The 20811-nt window shown below is 68.0% G+C and carries 16 protein-coding genes, 2 tRNA genes and 1 other RNA gene; 10 read left to right on the top strand and 9 right to left on the bottom strand.

What is annotated here, in order from left to right; translation table 11 throughout:
- Positions 1 to 121: 121 nt before the first annotated feature.
- Entirely contained in the window at positions 122 to 1627 is a 1506-nt protein-coding gene (locus ACK5NO_RS07640; RefSeq protein WP_416812070.1) for an alpha-N-arabinofuranosidase, read from the top strand.
- A gap of 130 nt (positions 1628 to 1757) precedes the next feature.
- Here the strand turns inward: ACK5NO_RS07640 and ACK5NO_RS07635 are convergent, their stop codons facing one another.
- Together ACK5NO_RS07635 and ACK5NO_RS07630 are read right to left on the bottom strand one after the other, a co-directional pair.
- Entirely contained in the window at positions 1758 to 2444 is a 687-nt protein-coding gene (locus ACK5NO_RS07635; protein WP_416812069.1) for a LytR C-terminal domain-containing protein, read from the bottom strand.
- Positions 2445 to 2477: 33 nt separating this feature from the next.
- A tRNA-Ser gene (locus ACK5NO_RS07630) sits at positions 2478 to 2565 on the bottom strand.
- A gap of 64 nt (positions 2566 to 2629) precedes the next feature.
- On the opposite strand from ACK5NO_RS07630, the gene ffs reads away from it, so the two are divergent.
- The 3 genes from ffs (at position 2630) to recR (ending at position 5430) form a co-directional block, all read left to right on the top strand.
- Positions 2630 to 2726: signal recognition particle sRNA small type (ffs, locus tag ACK5NO_RS07625), an RNA gene on the top strand.
- Positions 2727 to 2796: 70 nt separating this feature from the next.
- On the top strand, positions 2797 to 4779 hold the full coding sequence (locus ACK5NO_RS07620) for a DNA polymerase III subunit gamma and tau (RefSeq protein ID WP_416812068.1): 1983 nt from the start codon (positions 2797 to 2799) through the stop codon (positions 4777 to 4779).
- A gap of 54 nt (positions 4780 to 4833) precedes the next feature.
- Positions 4834 to 5430: a recombination mediator RecR gene (gene recR, locus ACK5NO_RS07615; protein WP_416812067.1), complete on the top strand. Its 597-nt coding sequence runs from the start codon at positions 4834 to 4836 to the stop codon at positions 5428 to 5430.
- Positions 5431 to 5742: 312 nt separating this feature from the next.
- Here recR and ACK5NO_RS07610 read toward each other — a convergent pair whose 3' ends face one another.
- Together ACK5NO_RS07610 and ACK5NO_RS07605 are read right to left on the bottom strand one after the other, a co-directional pair.
- Complete coding sequence (locus tag ACK5NO_RS07610; protein WP_416812066.1) at positions 5743 to 7017, bottom strand: ABC transporter permease; 1275 nt, start codon at positions 7015 to 7017, stop codon at positions 5743 to 5745.
- Entirely contained in the window at positions 7014 to 7952 is a 939-nt protein-coding gene (locus ACK5NO_RS07605) for an ABC transporter ATP-binding protein (protein ID WP_416812065.1), read from the bottom strand. The genes ACK5NO_RS07610 and ACK5NO_RS07605 overlap by 4 nt, the downstream gene beginning before the upstream one ends.
- 413 nt (positions 7953 to 8365) lie before the next feature.
- On the opposite strand from ACK5NO_RS07605, the gene ACK5NO_RS07600 reads away from it, so the two are divergent.
- Both ACK5NO_RS07600 and ACK5NO_RS07595 read left to right on the top strand, forming a co-directional pair.
- Positions 8366 to 9637 carry an aspartate kinase gene (locus tag ACK5NO_RS07600; RefSeq protein WP_416812064.1) on the top strand — a complete coding sequence of 424 codons (1272 nt, stop codon included), beginning with the start codon at positions 8366 to 8368 and terminating at the stop codon, positions 9635 to 9637.
- Positions 9634 to 10704, top strand: a complete 1071-nt coding sequence (locus tag ACK5NO_RS07595; RefSeq protein ID WP_416812063.1) for an aspartate-semialdehyde dehydrogenase — start codon at positions 9634 to 9636, stop codon at positions 10702 to 10704. Before ACK5NO_RS07600 ends, ACK5NO_RS07595 begins: the two co-directional genes overlap by 4 nt.
- A gap of 33 nt (positions 10705 to 10737) precedes the next feature.
- On the opposite strand, the gene ACK5NO_RS07590 is transcribed toward ACK5NO_RS07595, so the two are convergent.
- Complete coding sequence (locus tag ACK5NO_RS07590; RefSeq protein ID WP_416812062.1) at positions 10738 to 11946, bottom strand: ROK family protein; 1209 nt, start codon at positions 11944 to 11946, stop codon at positions 10738 to 10740.
- A gap of 108 nt (positions 11947 to 12054) precedes the next feature.
- On the opposite strand from ACK5NO_RS07590, the gene xylA reads away from it, so the two are divergent.
- Together xylA and xylB are read left to right on the top strand one after the other, a co-directional pair.
- Positions 12055 to 13248: a xylose isomerase gene (gene xylA, locus ACK5NO_RS07585; protein ID WP_416812061.1), complete on the top strand. Its 1194-nt coding sequence runs from the start codon at positions 12055 to 12057 to the stop codon at positions 13246 to 13248.
- Positions 13249 to 13417: 169 nt separating this feature from the next.
- Positions 13418 to 14848 carry a xylulokinase gene (gene xylB / locus ACK5NO_RS07580; protein ID WP_416812060.1) on the top strand — a complete coding sequence of 477 codons (1431 nt, stop codon included), beginning with the start codon at positions 13418 to 13420 and terminating at the stop codon, positions 14846 to 14848.
- A gap of 670 nt (positions 14849 to 15518) precedes the next feature.
- Here xylB and ACK5NO_RS07575 read toward each other — a convergent pair.
- The 4 genes from ACK5NO_RS07575 to ACK5NO_RS07560 all read right to left on the bottom strand — a co-directional run bounded on the left by ACK5NO_RS07575 (position 15519) and on the right by ACK5NO_RS07560 (position 20025).
- The gene (locus ACK5NO_RS07575; protein ID WP_416812059.1) at positions 15519 to 15905 is read right to left on the bottom strand and encodes a hypothetical protein; all 387 of its coding nucleotides are present in this window, start codon (positions 15903 to 15905) and stop codon (positions 15519 to 15521) included.
- Between the two features lie 439 nt (positions 15906 to 16344).
- Positions 16345 to 16418, bottom strand: a tRNA-Pro gene (locus tag ACK5NO_RS07570).
- A gap of 54 nt (positions 16419 to 16472) precedes the next feature.
- Positions 16473 to 17384: a metallophosphoesterase gene (locus ACK5NO_RS07565; RefSeq protein WP_416812058.1), complete on the bottom strand. Its 912-nt coding sequence runs from the start codon at positions 17382 to 17384 to the stop codon at positions 16473 to 16475.
- A gap of 7 nt (positions 17385 to 17391) precedes the next feature.
- Complete coding sequence (locus ACK5NO_RS07560) at positions 17392 to 20025, bottom strand: penicillin-binding protein (RefSeq protein ID WP_416812057.1); 2634 nt, start codon at positions 20023 to 20025, stop codon at positions 17392 to 17394.
- A gap of 75 nt (positions 20026 to 20100) precedes the next feature.
- Between ACK5NO_RS07560 and ACK5NO_RS07555 the strand changes: the two genes are divergently transcribed.
- The gene (locus tag ACK5NO_RS07555) at positions 20101 to 20253 is read left to right on the top strand and encodes a DUF4177 domain-containing protein (RefSeq protein WP_416812056.1); all 153 of its coding nucleotides are present in this window, start codon (positions 20101 to 20103) and stop codon (positions 20251 to 20253) included.
- On the top strand, positions 20250 to 20723 hold the full coding sequence (locus ACK5NO_RS07550; RefSeq protein ID WP_416812055.1) for a RidA family protein: 474 nt from the start codon (positions 20250 to 20252) through the stop codon (positions 20721 to 20723). The genes ACK5NO_RS07555 and ACK5NO_RS07550 overlap by 4 nt, the downstream gene beginning before the upstream one ends.
- Positions 20724 to 20811 lie beyond the last annotated feature (88 nt).

Below are 20811 nucleotides of genomic sequence, written 5' to 3'. Positions count from 1 at the left end.
CTCCCCCTTCCCGAGTCAAATGGATCCATTTTCCTCGTGAAACCCAAGAAAACCCCCGTCAAATGGATCCATTTGACTCAACAGAGGGGGCCACCGCATCGTCTACCGCAAAGGAGCACCCATGACGACCATCACCCTGCACCCTGACTTCCGGGTGGGCCCCGTTGACCGACGCGTGTTCGGTTCCTTCGTCGAACACCTGGGCCGGTGCGTCTACACCGGCATCTACGAGCCCGACCACGCCACGGCCGACGAGTTCGGCTTCCGCCGCGACGTCGCGGACCTGACCCGCGAACTCGGAGTGACGATGCTGCGCTACCCAGGCGGCAACTTCGTGTCTAACTACACGTGGGAAGACGCCGTGGGCCCCGTCGAGCAGCGCAAGCCGTTCCTCGACCTCGCGTGGCGCACCGTCGAGCCCAACCTCGTGGGCACCGACGAGTTCCTACAGTACTGCGAGCGCGAGGGAATCGAGCCGATGATGGCCGTGAACCTCGGCACTCGCGGTATCGACGCGGCGATCGGCCTGCTCGAGTACTGCAACGGCGAGGCTGGCACCAAGTGGGCCGACATGCGCATCGCGAACGGCCGCGAGAAGCCGTACGGCGTCAAGCTGTGGTGCCTGGGCAACGAGATGGATGGCCCCTGGCAGATTGGCCACAAGAACGCCGACGAGTACGGCCGCCTGGCCGCCGCCACCGGCCGCGCCATGAAGCAGGTGGACCCGTCCATCGAGCTGGTCGCGTGCGGGTCGTCCTCGATGATGATGGACACGTTCGGCTCGTGGGAGCGCACCGTGCTGTCGCACTGCTACGACGTGGTGGACCACATCTCGATGCACGCCTACTACGAGGAGCTCGACGGGGACAGGGCGTCGTTCCTCGGCTCGGGCACGGCGATGGAGAAGTTCGTCGAGCGCGTGGTGGCCTCCGCCGACTCGATTGGCGCTGAGAAGCGCTCGGACAAGCGCATCACCATCTCGTTCGACGAGTGGAACGTCTGGTACCTGGTCTCCCGCTTCCCCGGCGAGGCCAACCTGCCCGTGCAGCGCGACGCGCCGCGCATCATCGAGGACCGCTACAGCGCTCTCGATGCCGTGGTCGTGGGCGACCTGCTCGTGACCTTGCTGCGCCACACCGACCGCGTGGCCGTCGCGTGCTTGGCTCAGCTGGTCAACGTGATCGCACCCATCATGACCGAGCCGGGCGGCGAAGCGTGGCGGCAGACCACGTTCCACCCCTTCGCCACCGCCGCACGCCTTGCCCAGGGAGACGCCCTGCAGGTACAGGTCACTGACGGTCCCGTGATGGCGACCGACAAGCACGGCGACGTGCCCGTGGTGACGGCCGCCGCGACCGTGGACCCCGAGACGGGCGCGCTCGCGCTGTTCGTCACCAACCGGTCCGCTGCGGAGCAGACCGTGACCCTGCGCCACCCCGGAGCGACCGCGCGCATCGAGGGCGGCACGGCCGTGCTCGCCGACCAGGCGGGCGCGCGCGAGAACCAGGCCGACGCTGAAGCCTACGGTCCCGTGGACGCCCTTCCTGTCGCCCACGGCGACGGGCTGATCACCCTCACGCTCGCCCCCGAGTCGTGGACGGCGTTCCACGGGACGCTGTCGGCTTAGGCGCCGCACGGAGCGGAACGCGCCGGCGGGGCTACGGCCCCGCCGGCGCGTTGTCGCTTCTCTGGGCCGATGCCCTCGCTCAACCACCGCATCGCCCGGGCAGACGGGCCGATGCGCACTCAGCCGGAGATTAAGACTCGGGCTCGGGCGAGGGTGTGGGGCTCGCCTCGGCGAGCGGGTTCTCCGGCAGGATGCGCGGCGCGGGCTCGGCGTCGACAAGGCTCGCGGACCGGCATTCACCGTCGGCGGTGAGCACCACATCGGGGTCGAGCTCCGGCGCCAGCGGCTCGCGCAGCTGGGGCGCCTCGGCGAACTCGTCGCCGAGGATCAGGTCCACCGTGATGCCCTCGCGGCTGTCGAGCACCAACTCGGCTTCGTTGAACTGGCGCGCAAGCGTGTAGGCCTGCTGCACACCGTCTGCGCCAAAACGAATCTGGACATAGTCCTCGTAGTCGCGGTTCCAGTTGGCGGTTCCCACCGTCACGAACCCGCGCCCGTCGAGGGTCGAGGAGACGGAACCTGCCAGTCCGGAGGTGTCGGTGGCGTTGTTCACGCGCACCACGACCTGACCAGGATCCAGCGGCAGGCTACCGCTCGCGGGGCACACGAGGTCGATCTCCTCGAGCTCAGCGGCGGGGGTGTTGAAGGCCGCGGAGAAGGGGCCCTCGGCCCTGCCCTGATACACCGCGAACGCGGCAAAGAACAGGGCCGCGAGGGCGATGAGCATCACGCCAAAAACCGCGATCTGGCGCTCCCGGCGGTGACGGCGCACGTTTTTGCGGCGCTTGGCATCGGCACCGGTCTGCGCTTGGTTCACGGGCACCCACCTTGGAAGCGGCAAGGACTGATCTGGCGGAGGATAGGGGATTCGAACCCCTGAGGGCTTGCACCCAACACGCTTTCCAAGCGTGCGCCATAGGCCACTAGGCGAATCCTCCCGGCGCATAGATGCTACCCGAGCATTGGCGTATCGCCTAAATCCGCATCGGCGGTAGACTTGCCGGCGACCCCCCACGTGGCGATACCTCGCCCAACTCCCCCAGGGCAGGAATGCAGCAAGGGCAAGCGGGCTCTGTCGGGTGCGTGGGGGGTCCTTTCATGCCCGGGCGCCCTGTGGGCCCCTTGCAGGGCCGATGCGCGTGTCACCGCCCGCTACTAGGCTCAGTGCCGTGAGCACCGCCCTGTACCGCCGTTATCGCCCCGACGCCTTCGCCGATGTCGTGGGCCAGGAGCACGTCACCGTGCCACTCATGCAGGCGCTGCGTGCGGACAAGGTCAACCACGCGTACCTGTTCTCCGGCCCGCGCGGCTGCGGCAAGACCACCTCCGCGCGCATTCTCGCGCGCTGCCTCAACTGCGAACAGGGCCCCACTGACACTCCGTGCGGGACGTGCGACTCGTGCGTGGAGCTCGCGCGCGGCGGCGCTGGGTCCATGGACGTGGTCGAGATCGACGCGGCCTCGCACAACGGTGTCGATGACGCCCGCGAACTTCGAGAGCGTGCCGCGTTTGCGCCCGCCCGTGATCGGTACAAGATCTTCATCCTGGACGAGGCCCACATGGTCACCACCCAGGGCTTCAACGCGCTGCTCAAGTTGGTCGAGGAGCCTCCGCCGCACGTGCGGTTCATCTTCGCGACCACGGAGCCCGACAAGGTGATCGGCACCATCCGTTCGCGCACCCACCACTACCCCTTCCGCCTGGTCCCGCCGACGGTGTTGCAGGACTACCTTGCGCAGCTGTGCGAGGCGGAATCGGTCAAGGTCGATGGCGGGGTGCTGCCGCTCGTGGTGCGCGCCGGTGGCGGCTCGGTGCGCGACACCCTGTCCGTGCTCGACCAGTTGATGGCGGGGTCCGACGCCGCGGGCGTCACGTACGAGCGCGCGATCGCGCTGCTGGGCTTCACTGATGCCACTCTCCTCGACGATGCTGTCGAGGCCATCGCGGCCGGTGACGGCGCCTCACTGTTTGACGTCGTCAACCGAGTCATCGGCACCGGGCACGAGCCCCGCCGGTTTGTCGAGGACCTGCTCGAGCGGCTGCGCGACCTGATCCTGCTGTGCGCCGCGGGCGCCGACGGAGTCAAGGCCCTGGGCGAAGTCCCCGACGACCAGCTCGACCGCATCAAGGATCAGGCCCGCCACCTTGGCCTTGCGCGCGCCTCCCAGGCTGGCGACTTGGTCAACGACGCCCTGACGCACATGGTGGGCGCCACCTCGCCCCGCCTGCACCTTGAACTGCTGTGCGCGCGGCTCATTGCCGCCGCGACCGGAGCGACGGCGCAGCCGGTGGCGGCTGCTCCGGCTGCTCCTGCGGCGGCTGCTCCTGCGGCCGCTGCTCCTGCGGCGGCTGCTCCGGCCGCGAGCGCTGCCGGTTCCGGGGCTTCCGATAGCGCGATGGACGGCGCGGCACGCGCCAAGGCCGCCCTCGCGGCCGCGCGCGAGCAGGCTGCCCCCGCTCCCGCACCTACTCCTGCGGCCTCCGGTCCCGAGCCGGCTGCGCAGGCCCCGGCGTCGGCTCCGCCTGCCCCCACTCCCGAGCCCTCCGCGCCCTCCCCGGTGCGCGCTCCGTCAGGAGACGTGGCCGGAGGGGCAGAGGACGCCGAGCTCGTGCGCCGTCGTTGGCCCGAGGTTCTCGGCACCCTCGAGCGGCGCCGCGTGACGTGGTCGATGATCAGCCAGAGCGCCCAGGTCGCGAGCCTCACCGGCGGCGTCCTCACGCTCGGCTTCGACAACGCCGCCCTCGCTGGCCGCTTCAATGGCAGCTCCCACGCGGAGAACGTCGCCCTCGCGGTGCGCGAGACCTTGGGGCTACATGTGCGTGTCGAGGCCATCGAGGCACCGCGCGGCCCGGGTGCGGCTCAAGCGGCCGCGCCCGCTGCACGGCCAGCCCCCTCCGCCCCTTCCACGCCCTCGCCAGCGCAGCGTCCGAACTACGCCGCGGCCGGTGCCACTGCGGGTGGCGCTGTAGCAGGGTCGGCTGTGGCCACGGGCCCCATGGACGACGTACCGCCAGCCGACGAGCCGCCGCCGTGGGACGAGCCGGGCATGGAAGAGGACATCTCCCCCGACGACGTCGCCGCACCCGATGCACAGTTGTCGGGCGCGGACGTCGTGGCCCAGATGCTCGGCGGAACCATCATCAACGACTAGCGGCGACGGCCCCGCTGCGCGTGAGTGTGGGTCGCGCGGCCTACTCTTGAGCCCATGTATGACGGCGCAGTTCAGGATCTGATCGACGAGTTAGGGCATCTGCCCGGGGTGGGCCCCAAGAGCGCCCAGCGCATCGCGTTCCACCTGCTCGCCGCAGACGCCGCCGATGTCAAGCGTCTCGCAGACGCGATCACCACCGTCAAGGAGAAGGTGCGATTCTGCGAGACGTGCGGCAACGTCGCGGAGTCCGAGCAGTGCCGCATCTGCGCCGACCCCCGCCGCGCCGAGGACCTGCTGTGCGTGGTCGAGGAGCCCAAGGACGTCGTCGTGATCGAGCGCACCCGCGAGTACCGCGGCCGCTATCACGTGCTCGGCGGAGCGATCGATCCCATGAACGGCGTGGGCCCCGATGACCTGCGCATCCGCGAGTTGCTCGCCCGCCTGGGCGACGGCAAGGTTCAGGAGGTCATCATCGCGACCGACCCCAACATTGAGGGTGAAGCGACCGCGACGTACCTGACGCGCATGCTGGTGCCGATGGGCGTGACCGTGTCTCGCCTCGCCTCGGGCCTACCCGTGGGCGGTGACCTCGAGTACGCCGACGAGGTCACCCTGGGCCGCGCCTTCGAGGGCCGCCGCACGGTTTCCTAACCCCCCTCTTGCACCAAATGGATCCATTTGGCTCGTGAGCCGGGCGAGGCCTGGCGGGTCGGGTCGAGGAGGGGTGAGGTCTGGCGGGGCGAGGCCCAACCCAGTGCGCGCCCTGTGCACCCCCACCCCCTGTTGATACCCGTCTCGACAGCGACTGTGCGGTGCGCGCTCGCCTGATACCCGTCTCGACGGCTACGCGAGGCGACACGTCCGTGCGGGCCGCATGCGCATCGGCCCTCCCCCTTCGCAAGCCAAATGGATCCATTTGACGGGAAAGGGGAGGGCCGATGTGCGATGCGGGTTGGCAGCCGACTACGCCACGCGCGTGCCCGTGCGCAGCTTCTTGTACGGCACCCGCAGACGGCGGATGACCACCACCATCGAGCCGATCAGCAGCGCCACCGTGACGCCGAGTCCGAGCCACGGGGCCCGCTCGAGGTTAGCTTCGGCCTTCTGGCGGGCTTCGTACCTTTCCGACCACTCGGCATCCATTGCCTCGTACTCCTCGGCGGTGAGCTCCTCTTGCTCGCCGGTGCCGAACAACTCGGCGCACTCGTCGTACGGCACGTAGTCGTCGAGGGTCTCCATCGGCCCCAGGCGGGCCTCGCTGATCCACCGGTGCAGGTTTGCGAACAGCCCAGGCGCCGCGCGGCCATCCTGGCGATACGTCTCGGGATCCACGATGGGTGCGGTCTCGATCAGCATCACGACCGGGTTGGTCAACATGATCCACGCGACCTGGTCGGTGCGCGTGACCGTGTAGGCCCATTCGGAGTCGACACACTGGTAATCGTCCGGGTTCAGTGCCGAGTAGTCTCCGGTTTCCCAGGCCGTCCAGAGTGCCTCTTGGGCTTCGGTGCTCAAGTTTTCGGTGTCGATGAACTTCTCCCTCAGCGGCGACTCCTCGGTGACAAGCGTGGTCGAGACACCGAACGCGATCAGCGTGCCGATGACGAACAGGCCCGTCGTCAGGTGCGCGAGCGCCACCGAAGCCACGGCACGCGCCGCGATCGACGACCACGCCAGGCCCACGGCGGTGAACGCCAGCACCACGAGCAGGATCGCCCCGAGCGTGATGAGCAACTCCGTGATCATCCAGCCCGAACTGACGAACGTGTAGATCAGGAACGGCGACACGGCCACGAGCGCGATCAGGGTCACGACCCAGGACGCGATGAGCTTGCCGAAAGCGATGTCCCCGGCGGTGAGGTGCGACATCTGGAGCGGCGCAAGGACGCCTTCACCTGAGTCGCCGTTGATGGAGGTGGCGGACAACGAGGGCGCGATCAGCATGCCCACGCCGAACACCATGAGCAGCACGACCTCGAAGTTGGTCGACGACAACTCTGGCGGGGTGAAGAGCACCGCGAGCACACAAATCAGTGCCACAAGCCCAAAGAGAATGCCGTAGAACACGTACCCCTTGGTGCTGGGGCGGCGGCGACGCAACTCGATGCGCGTCACCAGGCCCACGCCATGGAACGAGGGCAGCCACGGGTTACCGCGACGCTGTGGGGGCTTCACGACGACGTCGGAGCCGGGCACGTGCGGGTCGTGCGCGGCGGTGTCGGTGGTCTGGGCTGTCATCGCCGCTCCTCGTTCATCGCCAGGTAGGTCTGCTCGAGCGCCGAGCCCACGGGACCGAATCGGTACACCTCCACGCCTCGACCCACGACCCAGGCGAGGGCCTTGGCCGCGTTGGCCTCGTCGGCGATACGCGTCACTACGCCCGTGTCGGTGGGCTCGAACTCGACGCGGCCCTCACGGAGCGCGTCTTGCAGAGCCGCAGGGTTGAGGGCGTCAATGCGGTACTTGAGGCGCGCATCGGCCACCATGGCGGCGGCGTCGTCGCCGGCAGTACGGCCTTTGGACATAAAGACTGCGTCGTCGACCATCTCGTCGAGTTCGGCGAGCACGTGGCTCGACACCAGGACGGCACGGCCTTCGGCGGCGAACTCGCGGACCAGGTTGCGCAGGTCAACGCGCGAGCGGGGGTCCAGGCCGTTGGCGGGCTCGTCGAGCAGCAGCACGGCGGGGTCGTGCACGAGCGCGCGGGCCAGCGACAGTCGCTGCTTCTGGCCGCGCGACAGCACGCGCGCGGGACGGTTGGCGAACTCCTCGAGGTGCACGCGGCTCAGCAGCGACAGGCCACGCTCGCGGGCAGTGGCTCGCGGAATCCGGTAGGCCTCACCCATGAGCGTCAGCGTCTGGAGGCACGTGAGGTTGTCCCACGAGCCCAACTGGTCCGGCATCCAGCCGATCGCGGCGCGCACGGCGGCAGCATCGGTCTGCGGGTTGTGGCCCGCAACAGAGATGGTGCCGGCGTCCGGCTTGAGCAGGCCCGCGAGCATGAGCATCAGCGTGGTCTTGCCGCAGCCGTTGGGGCCGATCAGTGCGGTGACATGGCCGCGCGGGACCCGCAGGGTCGCATTTTCGACCGCCTTCACCGAGCCGAAGGACCGCACCACCCCCTCGACCGCGATCGCGTCGGTCAGCGCCGGCGCCTCTTGGGTGACTGTCATTCAGATTCCCCTCAGTGGTGGCGGTCGCCCGCCTGTTGACAGCGCACGTGCTGCGCCATCGCCATCGCCGTTCAGTTTGGCAGTGGCTCGCGAGTTCGGGCATGAGGGACACCCCTGATCTTGGGCGCTCGACGCCCTGAGTTCGCTCGGGGAAAGGGCCGATGCGCGTGTGGTCTGGGTACCGCCCCGCACCTGCCGCACGGGTCACCCGCTCCTGCCGCACGGTTCAGATGGGTATCGGGCGCGCTCTCACCTTGCTGGGGACGTCGAGACGGGTATCAACCGCGGGGGCGGTGGGACGGGGGCCGGGGGCGGGAGGGAGGGGTTTTCGGTCCCGCAAGGCCTCCCACTAGACTGTGTGACTGCGCCCGCGCGGGCGCGCCCATCCCGGTCGACATTCCTGGAGCACACGCATGCCTCTCGTGGTGCAGAAGTACGGAGGATCCTCCGTCTCGGACGCTGACGCTATCTCTCGCGTCGCCCGACGCATCGTCGAGACTAAGCGCGCCGGCAACGACGTGGTCGTGGCCGTGTCCGCCATGGGCGACACCACCGATGAACTCATCGACCTCGCCAATGCGGTCACCACTGACCCCGCACCCCGCGAGATGGACATCCTGCTGACCGCTGGCGAGCGCATCTCGATGGCGCTGCTGGCCATGGCGATCCGCGAGCAGGGCGTGGGCGCGCAGGCGTTCACCGGCCCGCAGGCCGGCGTGATCACCACCGAGCACCACGGCCGTGCCCGCATCATCGACGTGGCACCTGGCCGCCTGCAGAAGGCCATCGAGGACGGCGACGTGGCGATCGTCGCGGGATTCCAGGGTCTTCACCCCGACACCCAGGACGTCACCACTCTGGGTCGTGGCGGCTCGGATACCACCGCCGTTGCGCTCGCCGCCGCCCTTGCCGCTGACGTGTGCGAGATCTATACGGACGTCGACGGCGTGTTCACTGCCGACCCGCGCATCGTCCCTTCTGCCCGCAAGCTCGCCCGCGTCTCCTACGAGGAGATGCTCGACCTCGCGGCCTCGGGCGCGAAGGTCCTCATGCCCCGTTGCGTCGAGTACGCACGGCGCTTTGACGTTCCGATCCACGTGCGTTCGTCTTTCTCAGGCCTTGAAGGGACCTGGGTGACGAGCGAAACTGATGAGGGAGATCAGATGGAAGACCCGATCATCGCCGGCGTCGCGCACGACCGCTCCGAGGCCAAGATCACGGTCATCGGTGTGCCGGACGTGCCCGGCTCGGCCGCACGCCTGTTCGAGGCCGTCGCCAAGGCCGACGTCAACATCGACATGATTGTCCAGAACGTCTCCGCGACGGTCACGGGCGTCACCGACATCTCCTTCACGCTGCCCGTGGACTCGATCCCCCGCGCCACCGCGGCCATCGAGGCGGACCGCGACGGGATTGGCTACGCGGACCTGCGCACCGACGAGACCATCGGCAAGATCTCGCTGATCGGCGCCGGCATGCGCTCCAACTCGGGTGTGTCCGCCAAGTTCTTCGCGGCGCTGCGCGACGCTGGCGTGAACATCGAGATGATCACCACCTCTGACATCCGCATCTCCGTGGTCACCCGCTCGGAGCTGCTGGATGACGCGGTGCGCGCCGTGCACACGGCGTTCGACTTGGACATCGAGGGCGGCGAGGCCGTCGTGTATGGAGGGACCGGCCGATGAGCATCACCATCGCAGTCGTAGGCGCCACCGGACAGGTGGGCACCGTCATGCGCGAGCTGGTCGCTCAGCGCTTCCCCGAGGCAAACGTGCGGTTCTTCGCGTCGTCGCGCTCGGCGGGCACCGTGCTTGACCACCTGGGCGCCGGCATCACGGTCGAGGACATCGCCTCGGGAGACTACGCGGGCATCGACATCGCGATCTTCTCCGCTGGCGGCGGCCCCTCGAAGGAGTACGCCCCGCAGTTCGCGGCAGCTGGCGCCATCGTGGTGGACAACTCGAGCGCGTGGCGCATGGACCCCGAGGTGCCGCTCGTGGTCTCGGAGGTCAACCCCGAGGCTCTGAACGACATCCCCAAGGGCATTGTCGCCAACCCCAACTGCACCACCATGGCCGCGATGCCCGCGCTCAAGGCGCTGCACGAGGAAGCGGGCCTGACCCGCATCATCGTCTCGACCTACCAGGCCGTGTCCGGCTCTGGCCTGGCCGGCGTGAGCGAGCTCGGCACCCAGGTGCGCGCGGTCGCTGAGGGGGCCGATGCGCTGGCCATGGATGGCCGCGCCGTGGACTTCCCGCAGCCCCAGACCTATGTCGACACCATCGCCTTCAACGTCATCCCGTTCGCGGGCGACCTGGTGGGCGACGACTCGAACGAGACCGTCGAGGAGCGCAAGCTGCTCGACGAGTCGCGCAAGATCCTGGGCCTTCCCGAGCTGCGCGTGTCCGGCACGTGCGTGCGCGTGCCGGTGTACTCGGGCCACTCGCTGTCGGTCAACGCCGAGTTCGAGCGTCCGTTGAGCCCCGCCCGTGCCTACGAGATCCTCGAGGCCGCCGAGGGTGTCGTGGTCGACGAGATCCCCACGCCGCTCAAGGGCGCAGGCCAGGACCCCACCTACGTGGGCCGCATTCGCCAGGACACCGGCGTGGACGGCGGGCGCGGCCTGGCCCTGTTCATCGTGGGCGACAACCTGCGCAAGGGTGCGGCGCTCAACGCGATCCAGGTGGCGGAGTTGGTGGCCGAGCGCATCGAGACTCGCGCTGCGGCCTCCGCTCCTCAACTGGGCTTCTAGGCGAGCGACGCGAGGGGCCGCTCGTCGCGTCCCCTACTCCTCGTCGTCGTCCTCGTCTTCTGCGAGGGGGTCGGCGATGAGGGCCGCGAAGGCCAGTTCTCCTGCGCCCACCACCAGCAGCTCGTCGCCGAGTTCCGCCCTGACCACGGCGAGCGAGTCGCCTAGCGGCGAGAACGCGAGCGACGCGAGCGCCTGGTCGAGCCGCTCTTCACGCACGGCGTGCAAAGCCGCGAGGAACCCACCCAGGACCACGAGTTCGGGGTTGAACACCGAGGCAAACGAGGCGATGGCGTGCGCAAGCGTGTCCACCTGCCGGTCGATTTCCGCAGCGAGTTCGGGCGATGGGTGCGCGGTGAGCGATCCTGCGATGTCCTCGTGGTCAATCACCCCGGGGCCGGCGATCTGCTCAAGCAGCTGGATGTTGACTTCGCTTTCGAGGCAGCCCGTGCGCCCGCAAGGGCAGGCCCGCCCGCCCACGCGCACGAGCGTGTGACCTAGCTCGCCAGCGAAGCCCTCTGCGCCCCGCAGCACCACGCCGTCGGCGAGGACGCCGCCGCCAATTCCGGAGGCGGAGCCGTTGAGATACACGAGCGTCGAACGGCCACGTCCGGCGCCAAAGAGCGTCTCGGCGACGAGTCCTGCCTTGGCATCGTTGTCCACATAGACGTCGATCCCGAGGGCCGATGCGAGTGGCCCAGCGACGTCCTCGTCTCGCCACCCGAGGTGGGGGGCACGTGCGACGGCTCCCGCTCGCACCCGCACGAGGCCTGGCACCGCGACCCCGGCACCCGTCACCAGATACGGCCCCTTGGCCATCAGCCGGGTCGCGTTGGCGCGCACCACGTCGACAAACTCCTCAACCGTGGGCACCCGGTCCAGTTCGATGCGTTCGCGCGCGTGCACGACCCCGCCCAGGCCCACGACTCCCAAGATCACCGCGTCGACGTCAGGGTTGATCGCGAGTGCCACCACCTGCGGGTTCGGCACGACCATGGGGCTGGGCCGTCCTACGACGCCCGTGACCGCGGCCTCTTCGGTGACGAGCCCTGCGGCGACCAGGTCCGCCACGAGCAGTCCGATGGTCGAGCGGTTGAGCCCGGTGGCGCGGGTGAGCTCGGCGCGCGTCATCCCGCGCCGATGGTGCACGAGCGCCAGCAGCGTCGACAAGTTGTGTCGTCGCGTCGCTTCGTTGCGGCTGCCGCGCCCGGCAGTGAGCGCTCGTGCGGTGGTGTGGTCGATCACAAGACGACATCCTTCCCGACTCGGCGGCGAAGTTTTGACATGCCACCGCATCGGCTTTATGTTGGAGCCAACAACCTAACAGATCGACGATGATCGGAGCGACATCTCATGTCACCCACCCCCACCCGCGAGGACCGCTTCACTTTTGGCCTGTGGACCATTGGCTGGCCCGCCAACGACCCCTTCGGTTCTGCCACCCGCGCCCCCCTCGACGCCGTCGAGGCCATCCATAAGCTCAGCGAGCTTGGCGCGTACGGCATGACCTTCCACGACGACGACCTGTTCCCGTTCGGTTGCTCTGAGGCGGAGCGTCGCGAGGCAATCGACGCCCTCAAGAAGGCATGCGAAGAGACCGGGATGACCATCCCGATGATCACCACCAACACCTTCTCCCACCCGGTGTTCAAGGACGGCGGCGTCACCTCCAACGACCGCGCCGTGCGCCGCTTCACCCTGCGCAAGATCCTGCGCAACATCGACCTGGCCGCAGAACTGGGAGCCACCACCTTCGTAATGTGGGGCGGCCGCGAGGGTGCCGAATACGACTTCTCCAAGGACGTCCGCGTGGCCCTCGAGCGCTACCGCGAGGCCGCCAACATCTTTGGCCAGTACGTGATCGACCAGGGCTACGACATTAAGTTCGCCATCGAACCCAAGCCCAACGAGCCCCGCGGCGACATCCTGCTGCCCACCGTGGGTCACGCCCTTGGCTTCATCGAGACCCTCGACCACCCCGAACTGGTTGGCCTCAATCCCGAGGTGGGGCACGAGCAGATGGCCGGCCTGAACTTCACCGCCGGCATCGCCCAGGCCCTCGACGCGGGCAAGCTGTTCCACATCGACCTCAACGGTCAGCGCGGCATCAAGTACGACCAGGACCTGGTGTTCGGCCACGGCGACCTGATCAACGCCTTCTCCCTGGTGGACCTGCTCGAGAACGGCGGGCCCGACGGCGGCGAGTGCTACTCCGGCCCCCGCCACTTCGACTACAAGCCCTCGCGCACCGAGGACATCGACGGCGTGTGGGAGTCCGCGCGCGCCAACATGCGCATGTACCTGCTGCTCAAGGAGCGCGCCGCGGCCTTCCGTGCGGACCCCGAGGTCCAGGAGGCCATCGCCGCCACCAAGCAGGCCGAACTTGCGCAGTCCACGCTCGCCGAGGGCGAGAGCGTCGCCGACCTCAAGGCGGACTCCTCGACGTTCGAGGACTTCGACGCCGAGGCCTACTTCGACGGCAACGGCTTTGGCTACGTGCGCCTCCAGCAGCTCGCCGTCGAGCACCTCATGGGCGCCCGCGGCTAGCCGCCCACCCCTGTGCAGGGCGGCCAGCGGCGCTCCACGTGGTTCAACGCGCCCACCGTCTTGCCGGGCCGATGCGGTGGTCACCTCCCATAGGTGACCACCGCATCGGCCCACTCCTGTCTGTCACCCGCTTCACCCCCGTCACCCTCCCAACCCGAAAGGACGCGCGATGACGCTCGTCGCCGGCGTGGACTCCTCCACCCAGAGCTGCAAGGTGGTCGTACGCGACCTCGACACCGGCGAGGTGATTCGCACGGGGCGCGCCTCGCACCCCGACGGAACCTCGGTCGACCCCGCCGCGTGGTGGTCAGCGCTGCGCGAGGCGCTTGACGGCGCTGGCGGGCTCGACGACGTCGCCGCGGTGTCCATCGGCGGCCAGCAGCACGGCATGGTCGCGCTCGACGCCGACGGCCGCGTGATTCGCGATGCGCTGCTGTGGAACGACACTCGTTCCGCGGGGGCCGCTGCCGACCTCATTGAGGAGTTCGGCGCGCAGGTGCTGGCGGAGCGCACCGGCCTGGTGCCCGTCGCCTCGTTCACCTCGACCAAGTTGCGCTGGCTGCGCGACGCCGAGCCCGACAACGCCGCACGCGTGGCGGCCGTCGCGCTGCCCCACGACTGGCTCACCTGGCGTCTGCGCGGCTACGGGCCGGCCAACGAATCTCCTTTGGGCCCCGTCCTTGAGGAGCTCACGACCGACCGCTCGGACGCATCCGGGACGGGCTACTGGAGCCCCGCCACTGGCCAATACGACCGCGACCTGCTGATCGCGGCACTCGGTCACGACGCGGTGCTGCCGCGCGTGCTCGGCCCCGGCGAGCCCGCAGGGACAGGCGCGAGCGGCTACTCCGCCAGCGCATCGGCCGTGGCCATTGGGCCCGGAGCGGGAGACAACGCGGGCGCGGCGCTGGGCCTTGGTGCACAGCCGGGTGACGCGATCGTGTCGATCGGCACGTCGGGCACCGTGTTCGCCGTCACGGACACCCCTGCCTGTGATGTGACGGGAGCGGTCGCTGGCTTCGCCGACGCCTCCGGGGCGTTCCTGCCACTCGTCGCGACCCTGAACGCTGCGCGCGTGCTCGACGCCTTCACGCGCGTGCTAGGAGTGACCCACGATGAGCTCGGCTCCCTTGCCCTGGCAGCCGAGCCTGGCGCCAGTGGGGCCGTGCTCGTGCCCTACTTCGAGGGCGAGCGCACGCCCAACTTGCCTGACGCGACCGCGTCGCTGATCGGTCTCACGCTGACCTCCACCACTCGCGAGAACCTGGCCCGCGCTGCCATCGAGGGCATGCTGTGCGCCCTCGCCGACGGCCTTGATGCCGTGCGCGCCCAAGGGCTCGACCCGCATCGGCTGCTCTTCGTGGGCGGCGCCGCCCAGAACCCGGCCGTGCAGGCCATTGCCGCGCAGGTATTCGACGCGGCGGTCGTCATCCCCGAGCCCGCCGAGTACGTCGCGCTCGGGGCGGCCGTCCAGGCCGCGTGGGTGCTGACCGGCGAGCGTCCCGCATGGCCCGTCCAGACCGTCGCGTCACTCGCTGCCGACCACCGGCCCGTGATTCGCGAGCAGTATCGCGCCGCCGCTGGGGCGTATCAGGCGTAGGCCGGGGCCTGCCTGGGTCCCGCACCGCCCCCGCACCGCCCCGCACCTCACCTTGCCGCGGTTCGCGTAGGCCTGGCCCAGTTCTCGCGTCGTGCTGCGCGCTACGCGTAGAACAGGGCGCCGGGCACGGCCTGGCATGCCCTGGCGCCCGCACCCCCCACCTACGCGTGGCGCGCACGCGACGCCCAGATGTGGGCCACGTCTACGCGAACCAGAGGAGGGTGCCGCGGCCGGGTGCAGTGGCGGAGAGCGCGGAAAGGCGAAAGGCCCGGACCATCAGGTCCGGGCCTTTCGCACAGAGTCGGGGTGACAGGATTTGAACCTGCGACCTCGTCCTTTGGAGGAGGTGCATCACGCTAGTTGCAAGCAGTTCGCAACGAGTCGCCTGACTGCTAGTTCACCAGGGCATTCAGCATGCTCGCTCTATGCCCCATATGACGCTAGATCACACTGGGTTCTGGTGGCATGCCCCCGGAGTGCCTCCAACTGATGCCCCGTAAAGCCCGAGGCTAATTGGCGAGCAACTACGGCCCCGGGGTTCGGGCAGAGGGCCTCGACCTCATCTTGCCAGCAGGATCGACAGTCACGACTTCTGCTTCGACCTGACGTCCTCGCGCCTCACCCATACAGTCGAGATACGTGTTTGGGACGTGTCGTGTCCGCTCGAGCGTTACTCGCATTCGCCGCAAATCCCGCTGACGGGCAGAGCGTAGGAACACACCGGGCAGACGTCGGGCACCACGTCCAGCTGGGCTCCCCGCCGTCCGCTTCCCCTGCGGCCGCCAAGCGAGTTTTCTGGCAGCACATGACGGGTCCACGCCTTGTTGTCGCCCCGCATGTCGATGTGGCCCTTGTTGATGTACGCAAGGTTGGGCGGGCCGCGATGCCCTTCCACACCGATGTAGGCGGCCGAGTCCTCAATGACGTAGTAGGTCGCCACGTCGAGTCCTGCCATGACCTCTCGCACGGCCGGCACGTTACCCACCGGCATCTCGAACGCGCGCAGCGCATCGTCGAGGTTGTCGAACGTTAGGTAGTGATCCGGCCACGTCCCCATTGCGCGCGCTCCTTCGGCATCTAGCGGTGCGCCCGTCGTCTCTGGCGCGTTCTGTTCCGTCGCGCTGATGCTATCGAGTGGCGGCGGGCGGGCCAAGCGCAGTTGGTGAGCCTAGAAACAAATCCGCACGGTGGGCTACCAGACTCTTGAACTGGTAGCCCTAGCTAGGCAGTGCACCGTCGGATCCGGCGACAGCCGCTCTGCAAGGGAATGGGCGGGTCACTCATGCATTGCCGGCACGAACCGCTACGGGCACTTCAAGGGCATGCCCTGGCACGCGCTGGCGCCCGCACCCCCACCCACGCGTGGCGCGCACGCGACGCCCAGATGTGGGCCACGTCTACGCGAACCAGAAGAGGGTGCCGCGGCCGGGTGCGGTGGCGGAGAGCGCGGAAAGGCGAAAGGCCCGGACCATCAGGTCCGGGCCTTTCGCACAGAGTCGGGGTGACAGGATTTGAACCTGCGACCTCGTCGTCCCGAACGACGCGCGCTACCAAACTGCGCCACACCCCGTGAAAACAGCCGTGTCAGGATACCGGACGGAACGCCTGGAAACCTAACTGGCTCCTACGCCTGCCGCGGCATGAGCGTCAGGAGCGTCGCCTCCGGTCGGCACGCAAGCCGCACCGGGGTGTACGGAGACGTGCCCACGCCAGCCGAAACGTGCAGCCAGGCGCTGTCCTCGCCGCCCGGCATGTCGGGCCGAGCACCCGGCCAGCCGTGCAGACCCTTGGCCCGCTCGGTGTCCAGGTCGCAGTTGGTCACGAGCGCGCCGTAGCCCGGAACGCACACCTGGCCGCCGTGCGTGTGCCCCGCGAGGATGATCTCGGCGCCGTCTGCGTGGAGCGCGTCCAGTGCACGCACGTACGGCGCATGCACCACGCCGATGCGCAGGTCGCCCTGATCCTCGGAGGCTTCAGGGAGCACGTCGCGGTTAAGGTGCGGGTCGTCGAGACCAGCAAAGCTCAGGCGGTGGCCCTGAATCTCGAGCTCGCCCCGAGCGTTATTGAGGTCGAGCCAACCGCCGCCGGTCAGGCCGCGCGTCAGCGCCTCGTGGTCGAGGGGCCGCGAGCCTTCCCGCACCTTGGTGGGGGCGCGAAGGTACTTCAAGGGGTTCTTGGCGCGAGGGCCGTAATAGTCGTTCGACCCGTGAACAAACACACCAGGGAACTCAAGCAGCGGCTCGAGCGCGTCGAGCACGGCAGGCACGGCGTCTTCGTGGGCGAGGTTGTCACCGGTGTCGACCACGAGGTCGGGTCGGAACGCCGCAAGCGAACTGATCCACTCGAGCTTTCCTTGTTGCGTGGGCGTGACGTGGAGGTCCGAGAAATGCAGAATTCGCACTGGCTTGGTGCCAGGAGGAAGGACGGGCGCCGTGAGTTGGCGCACCGTGTACGAGCGGGCCTCGACCAAACTCCACGCGAGCACGCCTGCGCCCGCGAGCACCACGGCTCCGGCCGTCTTCGACACTGTGCTCATGCGTGGCTCAGTCGTCGTCGCGGTCGTTGCCGCCGCCTTGGTTGCCGTCCCCAGGGTCCTCGAAGCCCGGGCACGCCTGGTCGGTGTCCTCGTTCCAGGTGTCGCCGTCTTCACACTGCTGGACCCATCCGCTCGGCGGGTTGGCCTCGAACGACGCAGGTGGCCAGGTTGAGCCCCAGTAGTCGCTCGGCGCGGTGTTGCGGTCCCATCCGGAGGGCCAGTTGTACCACCAGTCAGGCATGGTGTCAGTGGCCTTGTAAACCGTCACTGTTCCGCCTGGCGTCATCATCGATCCAGCCGACGGGCTTTGCGACACGATGGTGCCGGGCTCGACCGAGTCGGAGTAGACGAGCTGCTCAGAAATCTGGAAGTAGAAGCCGGACTCGTTGACGAGGTAGCGCGCGTTGCTCTCGGAGCGTCCAGTGACGTCCGGCACTCGAACGGGAACACCGTTGAGCATCTCATCGGAGACTTCAGGGAAGCCCAATGCCTCCTCGCCCTCCAAGGCTCGCTCCATGAACTCTTCCCAGGTGGGCCCCATGAGGGTCGAGCCGTAGAAGAAGTTCCTCCACACTCCGCCGATCTCCATGTACTGCTGCGGCACATCCTTGTCGGGGTTGCCCAACCAGAACACCGAGACCAACTGGGGGGTGTAGCCCGCAAACCACGTGTGTGTGTTCTTGTTCGCAGTACCCGTCTTGCCCGCTGACACGCGCCCATCAAGCTGATGCCCCTTTGCAGAGCCATCGGTCATGACGCCTTGCAGTGCGTAGGTCACACCCGCGGCCAACTCGGAGGAGATGGCTTGGCGGCAGTCCTCTTGGGGAACCGCAACCTCGGAGCCGTCTGGCTTGGTGATCGACAGGATCGCAATCGGCTCACAGTGGACGCCCTCGTTGGCAAAGGTCTGGTAGACCTCGGCCATGCCCAGCGGCGAGGCGTTCTGCGGTCCCAGCACCGACGACGGCACCAGTTCAAACGCCGCTCCGTCCGCACGCTCAAACCCGAGCGCTTCGGCCATATCCGCAATGCCACACAGGTCCAGCTGGCTCGCCATCGCCACATACGACGTGTTGACCGAGTTGGCGGTGGCTTGCAACACCGACTGCGAGCGGGCACCGGTATTGCCGACGTTGCCGGGCTTATAGGGCGTACTGAAAGTGATGGGCCCATTGCAGGAATCGGCCCAGTCGCCGTCCTTGTACTCCTGGATGTTGCCAGGCACGATCTGCTTGAGCGATCGTCCCGAGTTCAGCCACTCAGCGAGCACGACGGGCTTGAAGGTCGAGCCCGGGCTGAACCCGCGCGAGCCGCCCCACTCGCGGTCGACCGCGTAGTTGATGGAGGTCGAGTTCTCCGCCTCAGCCGCGGGGTCAAAGTCGCGGTTCTGCGACATCGCCAGGATCTGGCCGGTGTCAGGATCGAGCGCCACCATCGCCGTGGCCATGCCGGAGGGGTCATCAGCGGGGAGGGTTTCGAGCAGCTCTTCGTTGGCGATCTTCTGCTTCGTCACATCAAGGGTCGTGACGATGTCGAGACCGCCTGCGTACAGCAGGTCGCGCCCACTCTCGCCGTCGGAGTTGAACACTTCGTGCTTGGTGATGATCTTCGTCACGTAGTCGCAGAAGAACGGCGCGACGTCCGATGCCGAGCAGGAGAACTTAGGAGCCGAAATGTTGAGCGTCTCCTCGACAGGAATCGCCTCGTACTCATCGAACTCGGCCTGAGTGATGAAGCCCTGCTCCATCATGACGCCCAGCACCGCGTCACGGCGGATTTCGGCCTGCTCGTAGTTGGTGGTCACGCCATCGTCCGTCTCGAACGTACGGGTGGGGTCCCATTTCGAGGGGTTCTGCGTAATGCCCGCGATGGTGGCGGCCTCGATCGCGGTGATCTCCGAGGCCGGCTTGGAGAAGTAGTACTGAGCGGCAGCCTCGACGCCGTAGATGTTCATTCCGAACTGCGCGATGTTGAGGTACTGGGCGAGGATCTCGTCCTTGCCACAGTCCACGGCCGGGTCCGCAGGGTCGCAGTCTTCCCCGAGCTTGGCGTTGAGGTCCTCTTCGAAAGCCAGCGCCAGGCGCCACTCGCGGATCTTGCGGGGGATGCTGACCTCGGTCGCCGCGTCCTGGGCCTCTTCGTCGTCCTCGTTGATGGCATCCTGTAGCAGTCGGTTCTTGATCAATTGCTGCGTCAGGGTCGAGGCGCCAGGCGTGTTGTCCGACTGGAGGTTCACCGCCAGGGCACGCATCAAGCCCTCGCCGTCGACGCCGTTGTGCTGCCAGAACCTCTTGTCCTCGACGGCGACCACAGCCTTCTGCAGCCACGGAGAGATCTCCTCGAGCTGGACGATCACGCGGTTCTGGTCGTAGAACGTCGCGAGCAGGGTCTTGCCGTCGCGCGCGTAGATGTTCGACTGCTGGGGCAGCGAGACATCCTGCAGCTCGTCCGGGAGCTCTTCAAAGAGCTCGACCGATCCGTTGACTGCTGACCCCGCAACGGTCACCGCTGGAAGCGCGATGCCTGCGAGGAGGAATCCGCCGATGACCGCGAACGCCACGAACATGAACAGCGCGCTCACGAGCTGCACCACCGTCACGTGGCCATCACGGCGCGCGCGGCGAGAAGTGAATAAACCCATACACCAACCTTACGTCCCCTGCTCAACGCGCCACTCTCGTGGAGGGTTCCGGCACCCGCGCGCTACTCTCAGAGCATGACTCAGTGGGAATACGCGACTGTACCTCTCATCGACCACGTGACCAAGCAGATTCTCGACCAATGGGGCGAGGATGGCTGGGAGCTTGTCCAGGTCGTCACCGGACCGACGGGCGGCCTGGTCGCCTATATGAAGCGCCCCAAGTCGTGAGCGCATCGTCCCGCTTGGCCGACCTCGGCCTGACCCTTCCCGAGGTCGCGACGCCGGTGGGGACGTACACCCCGGCCCGCCGCCACGGTGACCTGGTCTACACCTCGGGACAGCTTCCGTTGGTGGCTGGCGAGTTGGTTGCCACCGGCCTGGTCGGCTCGCGCGCGGGCGACGTGGGCCCCGAGCGGGCCGCCGAGTGCGCCCGTGCCGCAGTGCTCAACGCGCTCGCTGCTGTTGCCAACGTCGCGGGGGGCATCGACTCGGTGCTCGGCATCATCAAGATGACGGGTTTCATCGCATCGGCGCCCGGTTTCACCAATCAGCCCGCGGTGCTCAACGGCGCGAGCGGCATCCTCGCCGATGTGTTCGGTGAGCCCGGCCGCCACGCTCGCTCCGCGGTGGGCGTCGCATCGTTGCCGCTGGGGGCACCGGTCGAGATCGAGCTCATCGCGCAGCTGCGCCCGCTCTGACCTCGCCGCTCCACTCCCCCACCGTCAAATGGATCCATTTTCATCACGTCGGCACGCGCCAACACGATGAAAATGGATCCATTTGATG

The organism is Demequina sp. (assembly GCF_047975725.1).
Lineage (GTDB): Bacteria > Actinomycetota > Actinomycetes > Actinomycetales > Demequinaceae > Demequina.
The sequence above is the reverse complement of the archived record's forward strand: the minus strand, read 5'-3'. Positions and strand labels throughout refer to the sequence as shown.

Bases quoted from the DNA above. Each gene is read 5' to 3' on its own strand.
- ACK5NO_RS07640 (WP_416812070.1), top strand. From the start codon at position 122: ATGACGACCATCACCCTGCACCCTGACTTCCGGGTGGGCCCCGTTGAC.
- recR (WP_416812067.1), top strand. From the start codon at position 4,834: ATGTATGACGGCGCAGTTCAGGATCTGATCGACGAGTTAGGGCATCTG.
- ACK5NO_RS07610 (WP_416812066.1), bottom strand. From the start codon at position 7,017: ATGACAGCCCAGACCACCGACACCGCCGCGCACGACCCGCACGTGCCC.
- ACK5NO_RS07605 (WP_416812065.1), bottom strand. From the start codon at position 7,952: ATGACAGTCACCCAAGAGGCGCCGGCGCTGACCGACGCGATCGCGGTC.
- ACK5NO_RS07600 (WP_416812064.1), top strand. From the start codon at position 8,366: ATGCCTCTCGTGGTGCAGAAGTACGGAGGATCCTCCGTCTCGGACGCT.
- ACK5NO_RS07595 (WP_416812063.1), top strand. From the start codon at position 9,634: ATGAGCATCACCATCGCAGTCGTAGGCGCCACCGGACAGGTGGGCACC.
- xylA (WP_416812061.1), top strand. From the start codon at position 12,055: ATGTCACCCACCCCCACCCGCGAGGACCGCTTCACTTTTGGCCTGTGG.
- xylB (WP_416812060.1), top strand. From the start codon at position 13,418: ATGACGCTCGTCGCCGGCGTGGACTCCTCCACCCAGAGCTGCAAGGTG.
- ACK5NO_RS07575 (WP_416812059.1), bottom strand. From the start codon at position 15,905: ATGGGGACGTGGCCGGATCACTACCTAACGTTCGACAACCTCGACGAT.
- ACK5NO_RS07565 (WP_416812058.1), bottom strand. From the start codon at position 17,384: ATGAGCACAGTGTCGAAGACGGCCGGAGCCGTGGTGCTCGCGGGCGCA.
- ACK5NO_RS07560 (WP_416812057.1), bottom strand. From the start codon at position 20,025: ATGGGTTTATTCACTTCTCGCCGCGCGCGCCGTGATGGCCACGTGACG.
- ACK5NO_RS07555 (WP_416812056.1), top strand. From the start codon at position 20,101: ATGACTCAGTGGGAATACGCGACTGTACCTCTCATCGACCACGTGACC.